The sequence below is a fragment of the Streptomyces sp. NPDC031121 genome, assembly GCF_055570615.1.
This window is the reverse complement of record NZ_JBVIGV010000009.1, coordinates 297,098-317,763: the sequence shown is the minus strand read 5'-3', so window position 1 is coordinate 317,763 and position 20,666 is coordinate 297,098. Positions and strand designations below refer to the sequence as shown.

The window sequence follows — 20,666 nt, the reverse complement described above, 5'->3', positions numbered from 1 at the left end:
AGGAACATACTGCGGTCGTCCGCATTCCACTCCCACCCAGAGCGGAATCGACCGGACAGCATGGGAGGGCACAGTGACCCCGAACCACACCGCCGACCCGCGGCGCACCGGCCGCGGCAGCCGGAGGACCCGCGCCGCGGCCGCCGCGGCGGGCGGACTCCTCGCCGCCCTGCTCGCCGCACACCCCGCGGCCGCCACCCCGGACCCCGGCGACCTGGCGCCCGGAGCGGGCGCCCCGCAGAGCGGGGCCCCGGCGGCCGGACGCGCACTCGCACCCGGCGAGATCCCCGGCCAGGACGAGATCGTCCACAGCCCCAACGTCACACCGCTGGCCACCATCCCCCGGGCGTTCCCGGACGCCATCAACACCGACCTGGCCTTCCAGGGCCGGTATGCCTACGCCGGCAACTACAGCGGGTTCACCATCTACGACATCGCCGACCCCAAGGCCCCGAAGACGGTCAGCACGGTCCTCTGCCCGGGCGGCCAGAACGACGTCTCCGTCCACGGAGACCTGCTCTTCCTCTCCACCGACTCCTCGCGCAGCGACGACTCCTGCAACAGCGTCTCGCAGCCCGCCACCGAGAAGTCCTCCTGGGAGGGCATCAAGATCTTCGACATCAAGGACAAGAAGAACCCCCGCTACATCAAGTCCGTCGAGACCGCCTGCGGTTCGCACACCCACACCCTCGTGCCGGACGGCCCGGACGTCTACGTGTACGTCGCCTCGTACTCACCGAACGAGGCCTTCCCCGACTGCCGCCCGCCGCACGACGGCATCTCCGTCGTCAAGGTCCCGCGCAAGGCCCCCACCCGCGCGGCCGTGGTGGGCTTCCCCGTGCTGTTCCCCGACGGCGGCAACCCGGGCGCACCCGCCAACCCCGGCGTCTCCAAGACCACGGGCTGCCACGACATCACCGTCCTGCCCTCGAAGAAGCTCGCCGCCGGCGCCTGCATGGGCGACGGCATCCTCTTCGACATCCGCGACCCGGAGCGGCCGCGCGTGATCGACCGGGTGCAGGACAACACCAACTTCGCGTTCTGGCACTCGGCGACCTTCAACGAGAAGGCGGACAAGGTCGTCTTCACCGACGAGCTCGGCGGAGGCGGCGGCGCCACCTGCAACGAGGCCACCGGCCCCAACCGCGGCGCGAACGGCGTCTACGACATCACCGGCCGCGGCGACCAGCGCAAGCTCGCCTTCCGCAGCTACTTCAAGATCCCCCGCCACCAGGCCGACACCGAGAACTGCGTCGCCCACAACGGCTCGCTGGTCCCCGCCGCGGGACGCGACATCATGGTGCAGGCCTGGTACCAGGGCGGCGTGTCCCTCTGGGACTTCACCGACTCCGCCCGGCCCCGCGAGATCGGCTACTTCGAACGCGGCCCGCTCAGCACCGACCAGCTCTCCCTCGGCGGCTCGTGGTCCGCGTACTACTACAACGGCCACGTCTACTCGAACGACATCGCCAAGGGCCTCGACGTGCTCCGGATCGACGACCCGCGCACCGACAGCGCCAAGCAGGTCAGGCTCGACCGGCTCAACGTCCAGACCCAGCCCGAGTACCGCTGACCCGCCCCGACCCCGCCTGCCGGGCGGCGGCGGGGGCCCCCTCCGGCGGCGGCGCGGCCTCCGGCGGGAAGCCCAGCTCCCAGTCCAGCCCGTACCGCTGGAACAGTTCGGCCCGCAGCCGGGCCGCCGGCATCGGCGCGCCCGGCAGCAGGACCGCCACCACCGCGCCCATCAGCAGGGCCCGCAGCAGCGGGTAGTCGGTGTCCACGTCGGCCGAGCCGTAGCGCTCGACGGTGTCCCGGAGCAGCGCGGCGAGCCGCTGCTGCTCCGGGCACTGCACGAAGCCCTCGGCCTGCAGGATGCCCGCCATGTGCGTCCGCATCAGCAGCGGCCGGTCGCGGGCCAGCCCCAGCACCGCGTCGACGGCGCGGGCGAGCCTCTCGCGCCCGTCCTCGCTGCGCGGCTCCCGCTCCAAAGCCGCCTCCAGCGTGAGGTGCATCAGGCGGTGCACCGCCGACTGGAGCAGCTGGCGCTTCCCCGGGAAGTAGTACGAGACGAGGCCCCGAGCGGTGCCCGCCCGGTCGGCGATGTCCCCGAGCGTCGTGGCCTCGTAGCCCCGCTCGGCCACCAGTTCCACCGTGGCCTGGAGAAGCCGCTCCCGGGAGCGTCGCCGCAATTCTTCATTGACCGATGCGCTGCGCGGCGACATGCTTACTCCTGCGTTGACTGGCTTCCAGCCAATATACTCGGCGCACGGCGCCGGCTGCTCTGCGCGACGCGGGGGATCGCGCAGAGCAGGCATGCCCGCGCCCGGGGCACCCGTCAGCGCCGGCGGCGCAGCTCCAGGGTGGCGACGACCGCCGCGCCCAGGGTGGCGTGCATCAGCGACAGGGCCGCGACGGTGCCGCCGTCGGTGTCCGACATCAGCGGACCCGCGACCGACAGCAGGGCCAGCCCGCCGCCCACCCACTGCGCGATCCGCAGGAAGACCGGCTTCCACAGCGCGAGCAGCAGGGCGGCGCCCACGCCCGCGACCAGCGGGACGACCGAGGACCCGATGACACCGCCGACCGTGACCGCGTGCTCCTGGCCGCGGTCCATGACGACGAGCGAGGCGCCGGCGGCGCGGGCGGCGGCGAAGACGGCCAGGTTGACGACGGCAGCCCCGGCCGCGCCGGCGGCCAGGAACTTCCACCAGGCGAGGCGGGCGCGGTGGGCCGGGGCTGCGGCGGACGCGGCGGGGGCGGAACCGGAAACGGTGCTGCTCGACATGGGACTCCTCCAAGGGGTGAAGTGCCGCACCGGCCTGCGGCTGCGGCACGGGAGGAAGCCTCCGACCGCAACCGCACTCGAGGTCAAGCCCTGGCCGAGGGCTCCCGCCGCCCGGCCTCCGAGGGGCCCGCGCGGCGCTGCCGCAGGGGCACCGTGATCGCCAGGGCCGCCAGCCCCGCCCCCAGGACCCAGCCGGCCAGCACGTCCGACGTCCAGTGCACCCCCAGGAAGACCCGGGTGAAGCCGACACCGAGCACCGACACCGCCGCGAGGACCGTCGCGGCGGCCACCCCCCACACCGGCGGCCGGGGCACCCGCCGCCGCAGCAGCCACAGCAGCGTCAGGCACACCGCCGCAGCGGTCGCGGCATGGCCCGACGGATAGGCCGCGAACGAAGCGGAATCCACCGGATCCGGCCACTCCGGCCGCTCGCGCCCCACCAGTGACTTCATCCCCTGGTTCACCAGACCCGCCGCCACCGTCGCCGCTGCCAGCCGCAGGGCGAGTTCCCCGCGTCTGCGGCGCCAGAGCCACACGCAGGCGGCCACCGCGAGGGCCCGCATCGTCCACGGGTCCCAGACCACGTCGGAGAAGACCCGCGCCACGGCGGTGGCCTCCGGATGCCGGACGGCGTACGCGTGCAACCGCACCGCCACCGCGCCGTCACCGGACAGCAGCGGCCGCCATCCCGCCGCCACCAGGACCGTGAGCACCACCCACAGCACCGCACAGCCGATGCCAGTCCGCCGAACCCACCCGCATCGCATGCGGAGATCCTCGCACCATCCGGCGCGCGCCGCCGAACGCGCCACGGCCGCCGGCCCCCCGGTTCGGCTCTCAGGCGAGCGCGCGCAGCCCCGGCACGAAGGCCACCAGCAGCGGAACCGCCGGGACGAGCGTCGCCAGCGCCGTCAGCCGCAGCCGGCGCGCGGGCGACAGCCGGGGCGTCGCCGACAGCAGCCGCCGCACCCGCTCGGGCACGTGCGGCTGGGGGGCGGGGGAGGGACCGAAGACACCCCGGTCCTCGTTCAGTCCCACCAGGGCCAGTGCGATGGTCAGCCGCCCGAACCGGCGGGACGCCACGTCGTCCGCGGCCAGCTCCACCAGCCGGTGCATCTCCGCCTCGAACGCCGCGAACACCGGGACCTGGGGGAACCCGCCGGCCAGCGCCCGCGAGCAGTGCAGCAGCCAGTCGTGGCGGGCCGCCGCATGGCCCTGCTCGTGCGCCAGGACGGCATCCAGCTGGCTGCCCTTCAGCCTGCCGAGCGCCGCCGTGGTCACCACCAGCTGCGGCGCCGGGCCGGGCAGCCACCACGCATCGGGCCTCGGCCCCTCCAGTACGACCAGCCGGGCACCCGGCGACGGCACCTCCCCCGGCAGCAGCGGCGCCCGCACCAGCATCTCGGCGCCCCGCGCACGCCGCCCGGCCCGCGCCCGCAGGACCTCCCGGGCCAGCCGCACCCCGGTCCACAGCCCGCCGCCCGCCAGCAGCAGCGCGGTGCCGACGGCCCACGGGCCGCCCGTCGGCCCGAGGCCGTACGCGTCGACCACCCCGTGCGGAGCCCCCGCGAACAGCCGGCCGCGCACCGCCAGCCAGGCGGCTGCCGCGCTGAACACCATCGACAGCGCGAAGCACAGGAGCACCGCCCCCACCACGCACTGCCACGCCCACAGCGCGACGACCGGTTCGCGCTCGGTCCACTGGGCGCGGGCCAGCAGGCGCGGAGCGAGCACCGCGGTCAGGGCGCCGAGCAGGAGGAGAACGGCGGGGACCATCATGTCGCCAGCCTATGAGGGCCGGACTACCGGCGGGTACGCACTCCGGCGATTGGTGACGCAGGACACGTTTCCCCGCCCTCACATCAGCAGCAGCATCGCGAACATGCCGGTTCCCATGGCCAGTCGGCAGGCGCGCGCCACCTCCCCGGCCCCGCTGCCGTGCCCGGCGACTGCTCCCGCACCCGCCACCGCGGCGGGCCCGGCCGAACCCGCGGCCACCAGCCGCGCGCCGCCGTGCAGCACGTACGCCGCGTAGTACAGGAGCAGCGCGCCGGTGACGAGCGGCGGCCCGGCGGCCTCGCCGCCCCCGTGCCCACCGTGGCCGCCGCCCGCGTACATGGCCAGCGCCATGTACGCCATGGCCAGCGACCCGACCAGGTGGTGGGTGTGGTGCAGGCCCCGCCGCAGCAGCCAGAGCGCGTGCAGCGCGGCCCCGACGCACAGGGCCGGCAGGATCCGCGGCCCCCACGGGGCGGTGCCCGGGGGGAGGGCCATGACCACCATCCCCAGCGCCATCAACGCCTCGCCCGCAGCCGGGCCGCGCTCCGCCCGCCCCGCCGTGCACGCCCGGTGCAGGCAGCAGGCGCCGCTCACGGCGCACACCAGCACGGTCAGCCAGGCGGGGAGCGCGGCGGCGAAGGAAGGCCAGGAGGACATCGCTGGACCGTGCACGGCTGGGCCCCCGGTTCTCGTCGGCGTCAGGGGAAGAGATGCCCCGGCCGGACGGCCCCCACGCGGCACCCGGTTAGGCTGTCCTCGCCCCACCGGCATGCCGCATGCCGCTGAGCACGCAGAACGGAGCCCGCCGATGCCGACCGCCCAGCCCGCCGAACTGCAGTTCCGGCACGCCGTCGAGGCCGACGTGCCGGAGCTCGTGGCCCTCGTCGAGTCGGCCTACCGGGGCGATGCGAGCCGCGCGGGATGGACCACCGAGGCGGACTTCCTGGACGGGCAGCGCACCGATCCGGAGGGGGTGCGGGCCGTCATACAGACCCCCGGCAGCGTCCTCCTCGTTGTGGAGCGCGACGGCGAGCTCGTCGCCTGCTGCCAGCTCGAACACCGCGGCGGGTACGCCTACTTCGGGATGTTCGCGGTCCGGCCCGGCCTCCAGGGCGGCGGCCTCGGCAAGGAGGTCCTCGCCGAGGCCGAGCGCCGATGCCGCGAGATGTGGGCGGCCCGGGAGATGCGGATGACGGTGGTCAACGTGCGCGAGGAGCTCATCGCCTACTACGAGCGCCGCGGCTACCGGCGCACCGGCGAGCTGAGCCCGTTCCCGTACGGCGACGAGCGCTTCGGCGTCCCGCTCCGCGACGACCTCGCCTTCGAACTGCTGGTCAAGACGCTGTAGGGCGCGGCTCGCCCGCGGGCGGCTCAGGCCGTGAACCGGCCCGTGCTGCGGATCTCCGGGAAGTCGGTGGCGGCGCCGTCCAGTTCGAGTGCCCGCGCCAGCCGCAGGTGGTCCAGTGAGTTGACCGTCCAGCCGGTGACCCGCAGCCCGGCCCGGTGCGCCGCCTCCACCGTCTCCAGCGTGAGCCGCCGCAGGTTCAGGGCCAGCGTGCGCGCGCCCGCGGCGATCGCCCGGTCGACGATGCCGTCCGCCTCGCCGCCGCCGAGGCCCGAGGACAGGACGGTCCGGCCCCCCGGGATGAGGCGGGCGGCCTCGGCGAGCACCGCGTCGTGGGAGGACGCCACCTCCACGCGCCCGGACAGGTCCCGCTCCACCACCAGCCGCGCCAGCGCCGCGGCGGCCGGCAGATCCCGTACCGACACCTGCAGGGGCGCCCGCACCGCCTCCAGGACCTCCTCGAAGAGCGGGATCCGCTCGCCCTGGCCGGCGTCCAGGCTGCGCAGCTCGGCGGCGGTCAGGTCGGCGACGGCGCCCGTGCCGTCGGTGGTGCGGTCCACCCCGGGGTCGTGCAGGGCGACGAGGACGCCGTCCTTGCTCAGCTGGAGGTCCAGGGCGATGACGTCCATGCCGCAGCGCTCCGCGCGGAGGAACGACCGCAGCGTGTTCTCCGGCTCGACGCCCATGACCCCGCGGTGACCGATGGTGAGGAAAGTCAAGGTTCTCTCGCTTCCGTCGACGGCGGCTGCCCGCGCGGTCGCGGCGTCCCAGGTCCGGCGCGCGCGGTGAGGACGCATGCTAGTGCGCCGCGCACGCGATGAGACCGTCCGTGCACGCACCGCTACGGCGCCGTGGGCCGGTTCCCGCCAGGGCCGCCCGCCCCGGCCCGCCGTCGGACGGCCTTGCCGCGTCACCCGCGGGTGGGCGCGCCCTCGCGCCCTTGACGAACTGACGATGCGTCCGCTCCGGCGGTCGAGAGCGGGAAGAATTGCGGTCGTGACGGGGGGTCCGCCGAATAATTTCCTGGCTCCCCTCTTGAGCGGGACACCCTCCCGTGCATACCCTGGGCTTACGTGAGGTTCTCCTGTGGAGGAAGTGACATGACGGAAACTCTTGTGCCGGGTTCTGGCGGTGCGGTGATAACCGCCGGTGCGCGGGTGGTCGACCACCCGGCGTGGCCCGAGCTCAAGGCCGCCGTGGAGGAGATCCGCCCCTGGCAGGCCAAGGACGGCTCCATCGACTTCGACGCCGCCGGCGCCCCGGCCAAGGCCGACGCCGAAGCCGCCGTCGAGCGCGTGGCCCGCGCCGTCGAGGCGCTGTCGCCGCTGATGCCGCACGCCGCCGAGTACCACCGGGCGCTCGTCGCCGACCTGCGCAAGTGGGTCTCCGAGGGCTTCGGCGTGCCGGACTTCCTTGACTCGCTGCTCGCCTTCCAGCCGGCCGCGGAGCGCGTCGACGGCCGCCAGCACCTCGTCGTGTTCCCGATGTACACGCAGAACGGCAACCCCGACCGAAACTTCGAGGCCGTCGTCCTGAAGATGGTGTGGCCCGAGTGGCTCTCCGAGCTGGAGCGCACCCGGTACGACAACCCGCTCTTCCTCGGCATCACCTTCGAGGACTTCACCCCGGGCTACGACACCCACTCCGCGGTGCTCTTCCCGGAGACCATCGCCGTCCGCGAGGCCCCCGAGCGCTTCAGCTGGGGCGGCATCTTCTGCGACCGCGAGGCCGCCCGCTACCGCAAGGTGACCGAGGCCGCCGTCGACATCCTGGGCATCGAGCTGCCCGAGGACATCGCCCGCATGGTCGAGGACCAGGAGCGCTGCGAGAAGGCCTTCGTCCTGTGGGACATGGTGCACGACCGCACGCACAGCCACGGCGACCTGCCGTTCGACCCCTTCATGATCAAGCAGCGCCAGCCGTTCTGGATGTACGGCCTGGAGGAGCTGCGCTGTGACCTCACCGCCTTCAAGGAGGCCGTGAAGCTCGAGTCCGAGGGCAACGAGCACGGCCGCGACGTGCAGTACGCCGTCCTCTTCGACCGGATGTTCCGCTTCCCGGTCTCCGGCGACCGCAACCGCAACTACGACGGCCTCGGCGGCCAGCTCCTCTTCGCCTACCTCCACAAGCACGACGTCGTGCGCTGGACGGACAACAAGCTGAAGATCGACTGGATGCGCGCCCCGCAGGTCACCAACCAGCTGTGCGCCGACATCGAGGAGCTGTACCGGGCCGGCATCGACCGCCCGAAGCTCGTGCACTGGTTCAAGGCCTACGAGCTGGTCTCCACCTACCTCGCCCCGCACCCGGGCTCGAAGTGGGCGAAGGGCCCCGACGCCCTGGACCTCACGCAGCCGCCGCGCAAGCTCGTGGACGACGTGCTTCCGGACGAGTTTCCGCTCAGCATGTTCTACGAGGCCCTCGCGAAGAAGCTCAAGGGTGTGATCGCCTCCACCAAGGGCATCACCGCCCCGACCGCGGACGCCGCCGAGCGGGCCGCCGCGTGAGCACCCGCCCCCAGGAGGCTGCACAGATGAACACCGGAAACGCCGCGGACGCCGGAACCGCCGGAGCCCCGCTGAAGGGGGCCGTCGTCGCGGTCGCCGGGGCCGGCGGCCCCGCGGGCCGAGCCGCCCTCATGCGCCTCGCCGAGGCCGGCGCCGTCGTGGTCGCGTCCGACGCGGACGCGGCGCGCCTGGCCGAGGCCGTGGACGCCGCCCGGTACGCGCACGGCGGCGCCACCGTCACCGGCGACACCGTGGACCTGCTCGACCTGGAGGCCACCAAGGCGTGGGCCGACCGCACCGAGAAGGAGTTCGGCCGCGTCGACGGCCTCGTCCACCTCGTCGGCGGCTGGCGCGGCAGCACCTCCTTCACCGAGACGGACCTCGCGGACTGGGACTTCCTGGAGAAGCTCCTGATCCGCACGGTCCAGCACACGTCGATCGCCTTCCACGACGCCCTGCTCCGCAGCGGCCGCGGGCGCTACGTCCTGGTCAGCCAGTCCGGTGCGCACAAGCCCGTCGCCAACAACGCCGCCTACAACGCCGGCAAGGCCGCCGCCGAGGCCTGGACCCTGGCGATGGCCGACTCCTTCCGGAAGGCGGGGGGCGAGGACGGCCCCGGAGCGGCGGCTGCGATCCTGGTGATCAAGGCACTGGTGCACGACGCGATGCGCGCCGAGCGTCCCAATGCGAAGTTCGCGGGCTTCACCGACGTGAAGGACCTGGCCGAGGCCGTCGCCGGCGTCTGGGAGAAGTCCGCCATCGATGTGAACGGACAGCGTCTGTGGCTCACACCGCAACCGTGAAGACCGACGCCCGCCGCCACCACGACCCGGCGGTGCGCGGTTTCGCGAGCGACAACTACGCGGGGGTCCATCCGGAGATCCTGGAGGCCCTCGCCCTCGCCAACGGCGGCCACCAGGTCGCGTACGGCGAGGACGAGTACACCGAGAACCTCCAGCGGGTCATGCGCAGCCACTTCGGTCCGTACGCGGAGGCCTTCCCGGTCTTCAACGGCACCGGCGCGAACGTCACGGCCCTCCAGGCCATGACCGACCGCTGGGGTGCGGTGATCTGCGCCAAGACCGCCCACATCAACGTGGACGAGGGCGGCGCCCCGGAGCGGATGGCCGGCCTGAAGCTGCTGGCCGTCCCCACCCCGGACGGCAAGCTCACCCCCGAGCTCATCGACCAGGAGGCCTGGGGCTTCGAGGACGAGCACCGGGCGATGCCGCAGGTCGTGTCGATCACGCAGAACACCGAGCTGGGCACGGTCTACACCGTGGACGAGATCCGGGCCATCTGCGAGCACGCGCACGCGCTCGGCATGAAGGTGCACCTCGACGGCGCGCGCATAGCCAACGCCGCCGCCTCCCTGGACGTGCCGATGCGCACGTTCACCAACGCGGCGGGCGTCGACGTGCTCTCGTACGGCGGCACGAAGAACGGCATGATGTTCGGCGAGGCCGTCGTCGTGGTCAACCCGGACGCCGTGCGCCAGATGAAGCACGTCCGCAAGATGTCGATGCAGCTCGCGTCGAAGATGCGGTTCGTCTCCGTCCAGCTGGAGGCGCTGCTCGCCAAGGACCTGTGGCTGCGCAACGCCCGGCAGGCCAACGGGATGGCGCAGCGGCTGGCCGCCGGCGTCCGCGAGACCGACGGGGTGGAGATCCTCTACCCGGTGCAGGCGAACGCGGTCTTCGCGAAGCTGCCGCACGAGGTGTCGCGGAGGCTCCAGCAGCGCTACCGCTTCTACTTCTGGGACGAGGCCGCCGGCCACGTCCGCTGGATGTGCGGCTTCGACACCACCGAGGAGGACGTCGACGGCTTCCTCCAGGCGCTGAAGGAAGAGCTGGCCCGCTGATCCGACCGCGCACGGCCGCGTGAATGGATATACCCTCGACCGCAATTCCATTGAATTGCGGTCGGGGGTATGCCTATGCTCCGCCCCATGCAGCTGATCCCGCGGAGCCCCGACGAGCGCGCGTACACATCGGCGAGCGAGGCCATCGACCACGACCACCCGTACGTCCGGGGGCTGGCCGGCGGCCTGTGGTCCGCCCACAGCGACGCATACTCATACGCCAAGGCGGCCTTCGAGTTCGTCCGGGACGCCGTCCCGCACTCCGCCGACTCCGGCGACCCGCGGGTGACCTGGCGTGCCTCCGACGTCCTCGCCACCCGCAACGGCATCTGCCACGCCAAGTCCCACGCCCTGGTCGCCCTGCTGCGCGCCCGGGGCATCCCGGCCGGCCTCTGCTACCAGCGGCTGACCGAGGACGACGGCGCCCAGCCCCTCGTCCACGGCCTGGTCGCACTCCGCCTCCCCGGCTCCCGCGGCTGGGCCCGCCAGGACCCGCGCGGGAACAAGCCCGGCGTGGACGCCCAGTTCCGGCTCGGCGCCGAGCGCCTCGCCTTCCCCGTGCGCCCCCGCCTCGGCGAGACCGACTACCCGGAGCTGTACGCCGACCCGCATCCGGCCGTGCTCACGGCCCTCCGGGACTCCGCCGACCGGCGGGAGCTGTGGCGGAAGCTGCCCCAGGCCCTGTAGCGGGCCCCGCCGCGCCCCGTGCGCCCGCCGTGGCGCGCGGCCCCGCCAGCCGGTGCAGCAGCGCCGACGCCAGGACCAGCGCCGCGACCCCGGTCAGCAGCCACCGCGGAGGCGCCTGCGCCGCGAACCCGACCAGCGCCGCACCCAGGGAGGCGGCAGTCAGCTTCAGGCCCGCGCCCAGGGTGAAGACCTGGGCCCGCGTGCCCTGCGGGGCGTATTCCGCCCGGATCCGCAGCGTCGCCGTCAGCATGGGCCCGTCGCAGACTCCGGCCGCGGCGAACAGGACCGCGCCGACCGCGAGGGAGGGCGAGAAGGCGGCCGCCGCCAGCGCTGCGCCCGTCCCGGCCATGGCCCACCGCGCCAGCCGTCCGGGCTCCAGCCCCCTGATCCGGCCCAGCGTCAGCGAACCGGCGAGCGCGCCGACGGCGAACGCCGTCATCAGCACGCCGCCCGCGCCCGCGCTGCCGAGCCGGCCCGCCAGCAGGACCGAGCAGGTCGTCAGCGACCCCAGGCCCACGAAGGCGAGCGTCGTCGCCGCCCACCGCCGCCGCCGACGCGCCGAACGCCCGCCTGCCGGAGAGGGGTGAGCGCGTTCACCGCCCGAACGGTCCGCCCGGTGCGGGCGGCTGTGCCCGGGCAGCGGCTGCCCGGGCCGGCGGCCGGCGCACGGCCGGCCGGGTCCACGGCCGAGACGGCCGCCCGGCACGCTGTGGCGCCGGGGCCCGCCGCGTCAGCGCGGCCGGCCCGCGGCGGTTTCACCCGTCCCGGTGGAGGAGGGTCAGCCCGCTTCCTTGACCTGGGCCGGGGTCGGGGCCGTACCGCCCAGGTGCGCGGGCAGCCACCAGGAGTCCGAGGAGTCCTTCGGGGCGGCCGGATAGGCGCGCTGCGCCGAGTCCAGCAGCTCCTGCACCCGCTCGCGCAGCCGGCGGGTGATCGCGCCGGCGTAGTGGTCCGTCGGCGCCTCGATCGGCTCGCCGACCCGCAGCGTCACCGGGATGTGGCTGCGCTTGAGGTCGCGCGGGCGGCCCTTGGTCCACAGCCGCTGGGTGCCCCACAGCGCCACCGGGATCAGCGGCACCCCCGCCTCCTGCGCCATGCGGGCGGCGCCCGACTTGAAGCTCTTGAGCGTGAAGGACTGCGAGATCGTGGCCTCCGGGAACACGCCGATGATCTCGCCGGACCGCAGCGACTCCAGGGCGTGCTTGTAGGCGGCCTCGCCCTGCTTGCGGTCCACGGGGATGTGCTTCATCGCGCGCATCAGCGGGCCGGACACCTTGTGCCGGAACACCGACTCCTTCGCCATGAAGCGCACCAGCCGCTTCTGCGGGCGGGCCGTCAGCCCGGCGAAGACGAAATCGAGGTAGCCGATGTGGTTCGACACGAGGACCGCACCGCCCTGGCGCGGGATGTGCTCGGTGCCCTTCATGTCGATGCGGATGTCGAGGGCGCGGAACAGGGCGTGCGCTGCGCCGATCACCGGGGGGTAGACGAACTCAGCCATGGTGGGGAGACCCCGCTTTCTGCCTGGGGAGGTGCTCCCGGCCGGAGGTTACGGCAGCGTAGGTACGCGGCCATGGGGATGGTGCCGCATCCGCGGGCGCGAGGCCAGTCCGGAGGGCCTTCCCCGGCGAGATTCTCGTCACGCGGGGAATGCGCCGCGGCCCGGATGCGCTCGTACGGGCGGACGGACGTACTGCAATGATGCGGGACGGGATGCCCGCCGCCGACGGCGGGCGCCCGCAGGGGACGAGGGCGGCGCGGTGACGGGAGAGGCAGTGCACGGGGACGGGCGCGGACCCGCCGAGGACGGCGGGCGGCTCGGGGCGGCCGAGCTGGGCGCCGAGCCCGGGGAGCGGGCCAGCCTGGTGCAGTTCTCCAGCGCGTTCTGCCAGCCCTGCCGGGCCACTCGGCGGATCCTCGCCGAGGTCGCCGGAATGGTCGACGGCGTCGCCCACATCGAGGTCGACGCGGAGCGCAACCTCGGCCTGGTCCGCGCCCTGGGCATCGAGAAGACGCCCACGGTGCTGGTGTTGGACGCCGCAGGGCGGATCGTCCGCCGCGCGGCCGGCATGCCGCGCAAGGCCGACGTGATCGCCGCCCTGGGCGAGGCGGTGTGAGCGCCGTGCCGGTGCATGCGCCCGCACGCAGCGTGACGCGCCTCGCATCTGACCGCCCCCGCTTGACTGTGTACACGGCAGATCGCCAGGCTGGCCGCATGCGGTACGAACTCCTGCTTCACGGGCGGGTCCACGTGGACCTCGTCCGCCACGCGAGCGCGCGCTGTCGGGCGTACTGAACGACCCCGGCACACGACGACGACCCCGCGCGCCCGCGCCGGCCGCCTCCGCGGCAGAGCAGAAGAAAGGCCTCCTCATGACGGCCCCAACGACCCGGACCGCAGCACAGTTCCCGCATCCCGCAACCCTTCCGGCCCCGGACCCGGCCGCCGCGCCCCGCGCCGCGGCGGAGTCCGCGCCGCCCGCCGCCGCCCTGCCCGGCTCGCCCGAGCTGCTGCGCTCGGTGTTCCGGCAGCACGCCGCCGGGGTGGCCGTGGTCACCGCCCGGGACGGCGGCCGCCCCGTCGGCTTCACCGCGACCTCGCTGAACTCCGTCTCCGCCGACCCCCCGCTGCTGTCGTTCACCATCGGCACCGGCTCCTCCAGCTGGCCCGGGATCCGCGACAGCGAGCACCTCGGGGTGCACATACTCGGCGAGCACCAGCAGCAGCTGGCCGGCCTGTTCGCCCGCAGCGGAGCGGACCGGTTTGGGCCCGGCACCGGATGGGCGCCCGGCCCGCACGGCGTACCCCTGCTGGACGGGGTGCTGGCGTGGCTGGTGTGCCGGGTGGTGGCCCGCGTGCCGGCCGGCGCGCACCGGGTGGTCATCGCCGAGGCGGTGTACGGGGACCCGCGGGGCGAGGGCCGGCCCCTGCTGTACCACCAGGGGCGCTTCAACGCGCTGCGTGACTGAATCGTCCCTGCTGGGGACGGTTGGGGCGGCGTTGGACAGATCACAGTTCGACGGCCTTGCCTCATGGGAAGACCCACGGTGTACTGACGAGTAACATTCCGTTCGGAGCGGGGGCCGCCCCGACCGGGATCCGCCCTCGAAAGGCGCCTATGCTGCCTGCACAAGGCGGTATCAGAAACAAGACGATGCGGTAGGAGAGCCGGCGTGAGCCTGAGGATCGTTGTCTGTGTGAAGTACGTGCCCGACGCCACCGGCGACCGGCACTTCGCCGATGACCTGACGGTCGACCGCGACGACGTCGACGGTCTGCTGTCGGAGCTCGACGAGTACGCGGTCGAGCAGGCGCTCCAGATCGCGGAAGAGGCCGACGACGCCGAGATCACCGTCCTGACGGTGGGCCCCGAGGACGCCAAGGACGCCCTGCGCAAGGCGCTGTCCATGGGTGCCGACAAGGCGATCCACGTCGAGGACGACGACCTGCACGGCACCGACGTGATCGGCACCTCGCTGGTGCTGGCCAAGGCCGTCGAGAAGGCCGGCTACGACCTGGTCATCACCGGCATGGCCTCGACCGACGGCACCATGGGCGTTCTCCCGGCGATCCTGGCCGAGCGCCTGGGCGTCCCGCAGGTCACCCTGCTCTCCGAGGTCAAGGTCGAGGACGGCACCGTGACGGGCCGCCGCGACGGCGACTCCGCGAGCGAGCAGCTGGAAGCCTCCCTCCCGGCCGTCGTCTCCGTGACGGACCAGTCGGGCGAGGCCCGCTACCCGTCCTTCAAGGGCATCATGGCCGCCAAGAAGAAGCCGGTCGAGTCCTGGGACCTGTCCGACCTCGAGATCGAGGCGGACGAGGTCGGCCTCGAGGGCGCCTGGACCGCGGTGGACTCCGCCGCGCAGCGTCCGGCCCGCACGGCCGGCACGATCGTCAAGGACGAGGGCGAGGGCGGCAAGCAGCTGGCCGAGTTCCTGGCCGGCCAGAAGTTCATCTGAGCTTCAGCCAGCACCCTCCACATCGCCCCCTGACTACTTCGCATTCGCAGGAGCATTCCCATGGCTGAAGTCCTCGTCTACGTCGACCACGTGGACGGCGCCGTCCGCAAGCCCACCCTCGAGCTGCTGACCCTGGCCCGCCGCATCGGCGAGCCCGTCGCCGTCGCCCTGGGCGCCGGTGCGGGGGACACCGCCGCCGTGCTCGCCGAGCACGGTGCGGTCAAGGTCCTCACCGCCGACGCCCCCGAGTTCGCCGAGTACCTCGTCGTACCGAAGGTGGACGCGCTCCAGGCCGCCTACGAGGCCGTGTCCCCGGCCGCCGTGCTCGTCCCGTCCTCCGCCGAGGGCAAGGAGATCGCGGCCCGCCTCGCCGTCCGTATCGGCTCCGGCATCATCACCGACGCCGTGGACCTGGAGGCGGGCGACGAGGGCCCGATCGCGACGCAGTCCGCGTTCGCCGCGTCCTTCACCACCAAGTCCCGCGTGTCCAAGGGCACCCCGGTCATCACGGTCAAGCCGAACTCGGCCCCGGTCGAGGCGGCTCCGGCAGCCGGCGCCGTCGAGGCCCTGGCCGTCACCTTCGGCGCCCTGGCCACCGGCACCAAGGTCACCTCGCGCACCCCGCGCGAGTCGACGGGCCGCCCCGAGCTGACCGAGGCCGCGATCGTGGTCTCCGGCGGCCGCGGCGTCAACGGCGCCGAGAACTTCTCGATCATCGAGGCGCTGGCCGACTCCCTCGGTGCCGCCGTCGGCGCCTCCCGCGCCGCCGTCGACGCCGGCTGGTACCCGCACACGAACCAGGTCGGCCAGACCGGCAAGTCGGTCTCCCCGCAGCTGTACGTCGCCGCCGGCATCTCCGGCGCGATCCAGCACCGCGCCGGCATGCAGACCTCGAAGACCATCGTCGCCGTCAACAAGGACGCCGAGGCCCCGATCTTCGAGCTGGTGGACTACGGAGTCGTCGGCGACCTCTTCGAGGTTGTCCCGCAGCTGACCGAGGCGATCAAGGCGCGCAAGGGCTGACCTGGCGCCTCTCCTCTCGTCCGGGGCCGTGCGGTGATCCTCACCGCACGGCCCCGAGTCGTATCCGCAGGAGCGCGGGGCCACCATTGACGGAGTGGAACCCCGTGGCTAAATTCTGCTATGCGGATCTAGGCTTCCGTAAAGCGGAATGAGGAGAGTGCACGATGGGTCAGCAGGAGAAGGTGGCGACGAGCCTCGCCGGCGCGGTCAGCGAGGGCATCAGCGCCTCCCTCGCCCCGGTGGACGCGGAGCTCGCCCGCCACTACCCGGGCGACCCCGGCACCCGCCAGCCCGTCCACACGGTCTACGTCCCCGGCGACGTCTTCAGCGCGGACACCATCCGCTCCTGGGGCGACCAGGCCCTCGCCGCCCTCGACGAGCACGCTCCGGACGCCGCCGCCTTCGCCGAGGTCCTCGGCATCCGCGACGACCTCGCCGGCCCCGTCCACGAGCGCGTCCGCGCCAAGCTGCAGCGCGAGCCGATCGAGGACCTGCGCGTCGACTTCGAGGACGGCTTCGGCGTCCGCTCCGACGAGGAGGAGGACCAGGCCGCCGCCCGCGCCGCCCGCCTCGTCTCCCAGGCCTTCTCCAACGGCACCAACGCCCCCTACATGGGCATCCGCATGAAGTGCATGGAGGCCAACGTCCGCGACCGCGGCATCCGCACCACCGACGTCTTCCTGTCGGGCCTCCTGGAGCACGGCGGCCTCCCGGACGGCCTCGTCCTCACCCTCCCCAAGGTCACCTACGCCGAGCAGGTCTCCGCCTTCGTCGCGCTGCTGGAGGCCTTCGAGAGCACCCGAGGCCTGCGCCCCGGCCGGATCGGCTTCGAGATCCAGATCGAGACCAGCCAGTCCATCCTGGCCTCCGACGGCACCGCCACCGTGGCCCGCATGATCGAAGCCGCGAAGGGGCGCGCCACCGGCCTGCACTACGGCACCTTCGACTACAGCGCCTGCGTCGGCGTCTCGGCCGCCTACCAGGCCAGCGACCACCCGGCCGCCGACCATGCCAAGGCCGTCATGCAGGTCGCAGCCGCCGGCACCGGCGTACGCGTCTCCGACGGCTCGACGAACGTCCTGCCCGTCGGCACGACCGAGAAGGTCCACGAGGCGTGGAGGCTGCACTACGGGCTGACCCGCCGCGCCCTGGCCCGCGCCTACTACCAGGGCTGGGACATGCACCCGGGCCACCTCCCGACCCGCTACGCCGCCGTCTTCACCTTCTACCGCGAGGGCCTCGAAGCGGCCGCCGCGCGCCTGAAGGCGTACGTGGCCCGGATCGAGGGCGACGTGATGGACGAGCCCGCCACCGCGAAGGCCCTGGCCGGGTACCTCGTGCGCGGCCTGGACTGCGGTGCGGTCGGCGCGGACGAGGTCACCGCCCTCACCGGTCTGACCCGCGCCGAACTCGACGCCTTCGCGATCCCGCGCCGCTCGGCCACCCTGACGGCCACCGCCTGACCGGAGCCGCCCGCCCGTGGGCCCGGCCGGGCCCACGGGCGTCAGGAATGCGACGGGATCTCGCCCTAGCCGCGCGGGACGAGCCGGGTCGCCGGCTCGATGCGGGCCGGCAGGAGCGCGGCCCCGGCGAGGCGCCGGAAGAGGCGGTCCACGGCCGTCCGGCCGAGGGCCGCGGCGTCCTGCGCGACCACCGTCACGCCGGGCGGCAGCAGGTCGGCGAGCTCGAAGTCGTCGAAGCCGACCAGCGCGACGGGGCGGGGCTGCCCTGCCAGGACCCGTACGGCCGTGACCGTCACCCGGTTTGTTGCCCGCGAAGAGCGCCGTCACGGGCTCCGGCCCCGACAGCATCGCCCGCGCCGCGGCCGACACCGCCTCCGGCGCGGTCGGGCCGAGCGACACCCAGGACGGCTCCACCGGGAGCCCGGCGGCGGCCACGGCCTCCCGGTGGCCGGTCAGCCGCTCCGCGGCCGTGTGGATGGGGGCCGGTCGCCGACGAACCCGATGCGGCGGTGCCCGGCCGCGATCAGGTGGGCGGCGCCCCCGCGCGCCCGAGGCTGTCCGGCAGCACGACGTCCGCGTCGATCCGGCCCGCCGGCCGGTCCACGAACACCGTCGCCACGCCGGCCGCGGTCTCCGGCTCCGGGTAGCGGTGGTCGTCCCCGGCCGGGACCACGACGAGCCCGTCGACCCGCCGCGCGCACAGCGCCGGCGCCAACTCCCGCTCCCGGTCGGGTCCTCGGCGCCGGAGCCGCTGATCAGCAGCGTCCCGTGCGCGCGGGCCACCTCCTCCACCGCCCGGTCCAGCGGCCCGCGGAAGGGGCCGGCGAGGTCCTCCAGGACCAGCCCGGCGGCGGCGGTACGGCCCTTGCGCAGGACGCGGGAGCTGTCGTTGCGACGGAGGCCCAGGGCCTCGACGCCTCCTGGACCCGGCCGACCGTCTCCGCGCGACGCCGGTTCGCCGTTGACGACCCGTGAGACGGTCTTCGGCCCGGCCCCCGCCCGGGCCGCCGCGTCCTGCATGGTCGGCCGGTGGCCGTGGCGGGGCTCGGACGGGCGGCGGGTCTGCGGCACGGGGCGCAATCCTCCGAGGGCTGTGGCGGTCTGGCGGCCTGACGGCCGACGGCCCGCCGGGCGGTGCGCGCCGCGGTCCCGAGGACGAGCCCGCCGGTGCCGGCGGGTTTCCGTGGCAGGGTGGTGCGGGCAGGCCACTGGGGGCTCCGGACGAGCCAAGGGGAAAAGGGGTAGACGTGATTGTCTGGATCAACGGCACATTCGGCGCCGGGAAGACCAGCACGGCCCGCGAACTGACCGGCCTGCTGCCGGGCAGCACCCTGTTCGACCCGGAGCGCGTCGGGGAGGGGCTGCTCCGGCTCCTGCCGCCCGAACGCCGCGCGGGGGTGGCGGACTACCAGGACCTGCCCGGCTGGCGGCGCCTGGTCGTGGAGACCGCGGCGGCGCTCCTCGCGGAGGCGGGCGGTGTGCTCGTCGTCCCGATGACCCTGCTGCGCCAGGAGTACCGGGACGAGATCTTCGGCGGGCTGGCGGCCCGCCGGATCACGGTGCGGCACGTGCTCCTGGCCCCGGAGGAAACGATCCTGCGCCGGCGGATCGCCACCCGCGAGGAGCCGGGGGATCCGGCCGCGGTCGACGTCAGGGTGCGGCAGTGGGCGTACGACCACATCCCCGCCTACCAGGAGGCGCTCGGCTGGCTCAAGGCCGATGCGCACGTCGTCGACAACGGCGTGCTCAGCGTGCGCGAGACGGCCGAGCGCATCGCCGAGGCCGTCCGCACCGAGGCCGCCGGCGTCTGCGACATCGTCCAGACGCCGGAGCCGACGCGGGAGACCGTCGCCTCCGGGGTGCTCCTCTTCGACGACGAGGACCGGGTCCTGCTGGTGGATCCGACGTACAAGGCGGGCTGGGAGTTCCCGGGCGGAGTCGTGGAGCCGGGCGAGGCGCCCGCCTGCGCGGGCGTCCGCGAGGTGGCCGAGGAACTCGGCGTCGAACTCGGCGGGATGCCGGGGCTGCTCGTCGTGGACTGGGAGCCGCCGGCGCCCCCCGCGTACGGCGGCCTGCGGCTGCTGTTCGACGGCGGCCGGCTCGCCGCCGAGGAGGCGGCCCGGCTGCGGCTGCCGGGTCCGGAGCTGCGGGCCTGGCGGTTCGTGACGGAGGCGGAGGCGGCGGAACTCCTCCCGCCGGTCCGCTACGAGCGGCTGCGCTGGGCCCTGCGGGCCCGCGAACGCGGCCGCCCGCTGTACCTGGAGGCGGGCCGCCCCACCCCGTAGCGGCCGGCCCCGGGTCGGCGTCAGGGCAGGGCGGGATCCGCGGCCGCCGCGGCCTGGAGGGCGGCCGCGGTGTTCCCGGTCAGCGGGTCCCCGTGCCCGAAGCAGGCCACGGCCGGCTCCAGCGCGGCCAGCCGGCGGAAGGAGGCGAGCGCCTGCCCGCGGTCCGTGTTGAACACGCCGGGCATCACCTGCTCCACCGCGGCGACGCAGTCGCCCGTGAACAGCACGCCGTGCTCCGGCAGGTGGATGCCGATGCTGCCGGGCGTGTGGCCGGGGGAGTGCACCACGACCGCGCCGCCGCCGAACGGGAGCACGTCCCCGTCCTCCACCTCCCGGTCGACCCGGGTCGGCGGCGCCCCGGGGACGGTCAACCCGTGCCGGTACAGCGGCACCTCCCAGTCCAGCAGTGCCGGCTCCGGGGCAGGCAGCTCCCCGCGGACCACCGGCGCGTCCAGGCGGTGCGCCACCACCTCCGCGCCCCAGCGCCCGGCGAGCTCCTCCGCCGCGCCGACGTGGTCGCGGTGGCAGTGGGTCAGGACGATCCGCTCCAGCCGCTCCGGGCCGTCCCCGAGGGTGCGCAGGGCCCCTTCGATGTCCGCGGCGCGGCCGGCGTGGCCGGCGTCCACGAGGGTCAGCGAGCCGTCGGCGTCCTGCCACGCGTACGCCTGGCCGATCGGGAAGCGGAGCATGTGCAGCCGCCCGGGAAGTATCTCCACGAGGTCCATGGGCCCGACCGTAGGGCGGCCCGCCCGCCACCCGGAACGCCTTTCACCCGCAGCGGAGTTCGCCCGCAGCAGACCCCGCGGATCCGGCCCCTCCGTGCCGGCGGGGGGGGGGGGGGGGGGGGGGGGGGGGGGGGGGGGGGGGGGGGGGGAGAAGGGAGGGGGGGGGGGGGGGGGGGGGGGGGGCCACCCCACATGGCGTAGAGGCGATTTGCCGTCCCTGTTTTGTATCGTTGGGGCGAAAAAACA

At 74.2% G+C, this 20,666-nt stretch carries 21 protein-coding genes and 1 pseudogene; 12 read left to right on the top strand and 10 right to left on the bottom strand.

Annotated features, from left to right (window positions below; genetic code table 11):
* Positions 1 to 73 precede the first annotated feature (73 nt).
* Positions 74 to 1,573: an LVIVD repeat-containing protein gene (locus ACZ462_RS19245; protein ID WP_467804235.1), complete on the top strand. Its 1,500-nt coding sequence runs from the start codon at positions 74 to 76 to the stop codon at positions 1,571 to 1,573.
* Here the strand turns inward: ACZ462_RS19245 and ACZ462_RS19240 are convergent.
* The 5 genes from ACZ462_RS19240 to ACZ462_RS19220 form a co-directional block, all read right to left on the bottom strand.
* The gene (locus tag ACZ462_RS19240; RefSeq protein WP_467804236.1) at positions 1,542 to 2,222 is read right to left on the bottom strand and encodes a TetR/AcrR family transcriptional regulator; all 681 of its coding nucleotides are present in this window, start codon (positions 2,220 to 2,222) and stop codon (positions 1,542 to 1,544) included. The two genes, ACZ462_RS19245 and ACZ462_RS19240, sit on opposite strands and share 32 nt — an antisense overlap.
* Before the next feature lie 113 nt (positions 2,223 to 2,335).
* A complete protein-coding gene (locus ACZ462_RS19235; protein WP_467804238.1) occupies positions 2,336 to 2,785 on the bottom strand; it encodes a DUF6069 family protein in 450 nt (149 codons plus the stop codon).
* A gap of 83 nt (positions 2,786 to 2,868) precedes the next feature.
* Positions 2,869 to 3,501, bottom strand: a complete 633-nt coding sequence (locus tag ACZ462_RS19230; RefSeq protein WP_467804239.1) for a phosphatase PAP2 family protein — start codon at positions 3,499 to 3,501, stop codon at positions 2,869 to 2,871.
* A 121-nt stretch (positions 3,502 to 3,622) separates the two neighbouring features.
* Positions 3,623 to 4,564, bottom strand: a complete 942-nt coding sequence (locus tag ACZ462_RS19225) for a M56 family metallopeptidase (RefSeq protein WP_467804240.1) — start codon at positions 4,562 to 4,564, stop codon at positions 3,623 to 3,625.
* Between the two features lie 78 nt (positions 4,565 to 4,642).
* Positions 4,643 to 5,221: a DUF5134 domain-containing protein gene (locus ACZ462_RS19220; RefSeq protein ID WP_467804241.1), complete on the bottom strand. Its 579-nt coding sequence runs from the start codon at positions 5,219 to 5,221 to the stop codon at positions 4,643 to 4,645.
* 151 nt (positions 5,222 to 5,372) lie between these two features.
* On the opposite strand from ACZ462_RS19220, the gene ACZ462_RS19215 reads away from it, so the two are divergent.
* On the top strand, positions 5,373 to 5,912 hold the full coding sequence (locus ACZ462_RS19215; RefSeq protein WP_467804242.1) for a GNAT family N-acetyltransferase: 540 nt from the start codon (positions 5,373 to 5,375) through the stop codon (positions 5,910 to 5,912).
* A gap of 23 nt (positions 5,913 to 5,935) precedes the next feature.
* On the opposite strand, the gene ACZ462_RS19210 is transcribed toward ACZ462_RS19215, so the two are convergent.
* Complete coding sequence (locus tag ACZ462_RS19210; protein WP_467804243.1) at positions 5,936 to 6,628, bottom strand: glycerophosphodiester phosphodiesterase; 693 nt, start codon at positions 6,626 to 6,628, stop codon at positions 5,936 to 5,938.
* A 381-nt stretch (positions 6,629 to 7,009) separates the two neighbouring features.
* Here ACZ462_RS19210 and ACZ462_RS19205 point away from each other — a divergent pair, with 381 nt between their 5' ends.
* From ACZ462_RS19205 to ACZ462_RS19190, 4 genes are all read left to right on the top strand, one after another.
* Positions 7,010 to 8,416 (top strand): DUF6421 family protein, encoded by a 1,407-nt coding sequence (locus tag ACZ462_RS19205; protein ID WP_467804244.1) that lies wholly within the window; start codon positions 7,010 to 7,012, stop codon positions 8,414 to 8,416.
* Positions 8,417 to 8,442: 26 nt separating this feature from the next.
* Complete coding sequence (locus ACZ462_RS19200) at positions 8,443 to 9,219, top strand: SDR family NAD(P)-dependent oxidoreductase (protein WP_467804245.1); 777 nt, start codon at positions 8,443 to 8,445, stop codon at positions 9,217 to 9,219.
* The gene (locus ACZ462_RS19195) at positions 9,216 to 10,277 is read left to right on the top strand and encodes a threonine aldolase family protein (protein ID WP_467804401.1); all 1,062 of its coding nucleotides are present in this window, start codon (positions 9,216 to 9,218) and stop codon (positions 10,275 to 10,277) included. The genes ACZ462_RS19200 and ACZ462_RS19195 overlap by 4 nt, the downstream gene beginning before the upstream one ends.
* Positions 10,278 to 10,364: 87 nt before the next feature.
* Positions 10,365 to 10,964 (top strand): transglutaminase-like domain-containing protein, encoded by a 600-nt coding sequence (locus ACZ462_RS19190; RefSeq protein WP_467804247.1) that lies wholly within the window; start codon positions 10,365 to 10,367, stop codon positions 10,962 to 10,964.
* On the opposite strand, the gene ACZ462_RS19185 is transcribed toward ACZ462_RS19190, so the two are convergent.
* Positions 10,900 to 11,481 carry a hypothetical protein gene (locus ACZ462_RS19185; RefSeq protein WP_467804248.1) on the bottom strand — a complete coding sequence of 194 codons (582 nt, stop codon included), beginning with the start codon at positions 11,479 to 11,481 and terminating at the stop codon, positions 10,900 to 10,902. The genes ACZ462_RS19190 and ACZ462_RS19185 overlap by 65 nt on opposite strands.
* A gap of 261 nt (positions 11,482 to 11,742) precedes the next feature.
* Positions 11,743 to 12,465: a lysophospholipid acyltransferase family protein gene (locus tag ACZ462_RS19180; RefSeq protein WP_467804249.1), complete on the bottom strand. Its 723-nt coding sequence runs from the start codon at positions 12,463 to 12,465 to the stop codon at positions 11,743 to 11,745.
* 259 nt (positions 12,466 to 12,724) lie between these two features.
* Here ACZ462_RS19180 and ACZ462_RS19175 point away from each other — a divergent pair, with 259 nt between their 5' ends.
* The 5 genes from ACZ462_RS19175 to ACZ462_RS19155 all read left to right on the top strand — a co-directional run bounded on the left by ACZ462_RS19175 (position 12,725) and on the right by ACZ462_RS19155 (position 17,410).
* A complete protein-coding gene (locus tag ACZ462_RS19175; protein WP_467804250.1) occupies positions 12,725 to 13,081 on the top strand; it encodes a thioredoxin family protein in 357 nt (118 codons plus the stop codon).
* Between the two features lie 256 nt (positions 13,082 to 13,337).
* Entirely contained in the window at positions 13,338 to 13,934 is a 597-nt protein-coding gene (locus ACZ462_RS19170; RefSeq protein WP_467804251.1) for a flavin reductase family protein, read from the top strand.
* Between the two features lie 204 nt (positions 13,935 to 14,138).
* Entirely contained in the window at positions 14,139 to 14,924 is a 786-nt protein-coding gene (locus tag ACZ462_RS19165; protein WP_114056428.1) for an electron transfer flavoprotein subunit beta/FixA family protein, read from the top strand.
* A gap of 60 nt (positions 14,925 to 14,984) precedes the next feature.
* The gene (locus tag ACZ462_RS19160; RefSeq protein ID WP_467804252.1) at positions 14,985 to 15,947 is read left to right on the top strand and encodes an electron transfer flavoprotein subunit alpha/FixB family protein; all 963 of its coding nucleotides are present in this window, start codon (positions 14,985 to 14,987) and stop codon (positions 15,945 to 15,947) included.
* A 164-nt stretch (positions 15,948 to 16,111) separates the two neighbouring features.
* Complete coding sequence (locus ACZ462_RS19155) at positions 16,112 to 17,410, top strand: DUF6986 family protein (RefSeq protein ID WP_467804253.1); 1,299 nt, start codon at positions 16,112 to 16,114, stop codon at positions 17,408 to 17,410.
* Positions 17,411 to 17,475: 65 nt separating this feature from the next.
* Here the strand turns inward: ACZ462_RS19155 and ACZ462_RS19150 are convergent.
* A pseudogene (locus tag ACZ462_RS19150) lies at positions 17,476 to 18,481 on the bottom strand (LacI family DNA-binding transcriptional regulator).
* A 176-nt stretch (positions 18,482 to 18,657) separates the two neighbouring features.
* Between ACZ462_RS19150 and ACZ462_RS19145 the strand changes: the two are divergent.
* Complete coding sequence (locus ACZ462_RS19145; RefSeq protein ID WP_467804254.1) at positions 18,658 to 19,695, top strand: NUDIX hydrolase; 1,038 nt, start codon at positions 18,658 to 18,660, stop codon at positions 19,693 to 19,695.
* A gap of 20 nt (positions 19,696 to 19,715) precedes the next feature.
* Here the strand turns inward: ACZ462_RS19145 and ACZ462_RS19140 are convergent, their stop codons facing one another.
* On the bottom strand, positions 19,716 to 20,420 hold the full coding sequence (locus ACZ462_RS19140) for an MBL fold metallo-hydrolase (RefSeq protein ID WP_467804256.1): 705 nt from the start codon (positions 20,418 to 20,420) through the stop codon (positions 19,716 to 19,718).
* Between the last annotated feature and the right edge of the window lie 246 nt (positions 20,421 to 20,666).

Bases quoted from the DNA above. Each gene is read 5' to 3' on its own strand.
- ACZ462_RS19200 (WP_467804245.1), top strand. From the start codon at position 8,443: ATGAACACCGGAAACGCCGCGGACGCCGGAACCGCCGGAGCCCCGCTG.
- ACZ462_RS19225 (WP_467804240.1), bottom strand. From the start codon at position 4,564: ATGATGGTCCCCGCCGTTCTCCTCCTGCTCGGCGCCCTGACCGCGGTG.
- ACZ462_RS19240 (WP_467804236.1), bottom strand. From the start codon at position 2,222: ATGTCGCCGCGCAGCGCATCGGTCAATGAAGAATTGCGGCGACGCTCC.
- ACZ462_RS19190 (WP_467804247.1), top strand. From the start codon at position 10,365: ATGCAGCTGATCCCGCGGAGCCCCGACGAGCGCGCGTACACATCGGCG.
- ACZ462_RS19140 (WP_467804256.1), bottom strand. From the start codon at position 20,420: ATGGACCTCGTGGAGATACTTCCCGGGCGGCTGCACATGCTCCGCTTC.
- ACZ462_RS19220 (WP_467804241.1), bottom strand. From the start codon at position 5,221: ATGTCCTCCTGGCCTTCCTTCGCCGCCGCGCTCCCCGCCTGGCTGACC.
- ACZ462_RS19160 (WP_467804252.1), top strand. From the start codon at position 14,985: ATGGCTGAAGTCCTCGTCTACGTCGACCACGTGGACGGCGCCGTCCGC.
- ACZ462_RS19235 (WP_467804238.1), bottom strand. From the start codon at position 2,785: ATGTCGAGCAGCACCGTTTCCGGTTCCGCCCCCGCCGCGTCCGCCGCA.
- ACZ462_RS19215 (WP_467804242.1), top strand. From the start codon at position 5,373: ATGCCGACCGCCCAGCCCGCCGAACTGCAGTTCCGGCACGCCGTCGAG.
- ACZ462_RS19170 (WP_467804251.1), top strand. From the start codon at position 13,338: ATGACGGCCCCAACGACCCGGACCGCAGCACAGTTCCCGCATCCCGCA.
- ACZ462_RS19155 (WP_467804253.1), top strand. From the start codon at position 16,112: ATGGGTCAGCAGGAGAAGGTGGCGACGAGCCTCGCCGGCGCGGTCAGC.
- ACZ462_RS19205 (WP_467804244.1), top strand. From the start codon at position 7,010: ATGACGGAAACTCTTGTGCCGGGTTCTGGCGGTGCGGTGATAACCGCC.
- ACZ462_RS19180 (WP_467804249.1), bottom strand. From the start codon at position 12,465: ATGGCTGAGTTCGTCTACCCCCCGGTGATCGGCGCAGCGCACGCCCTG.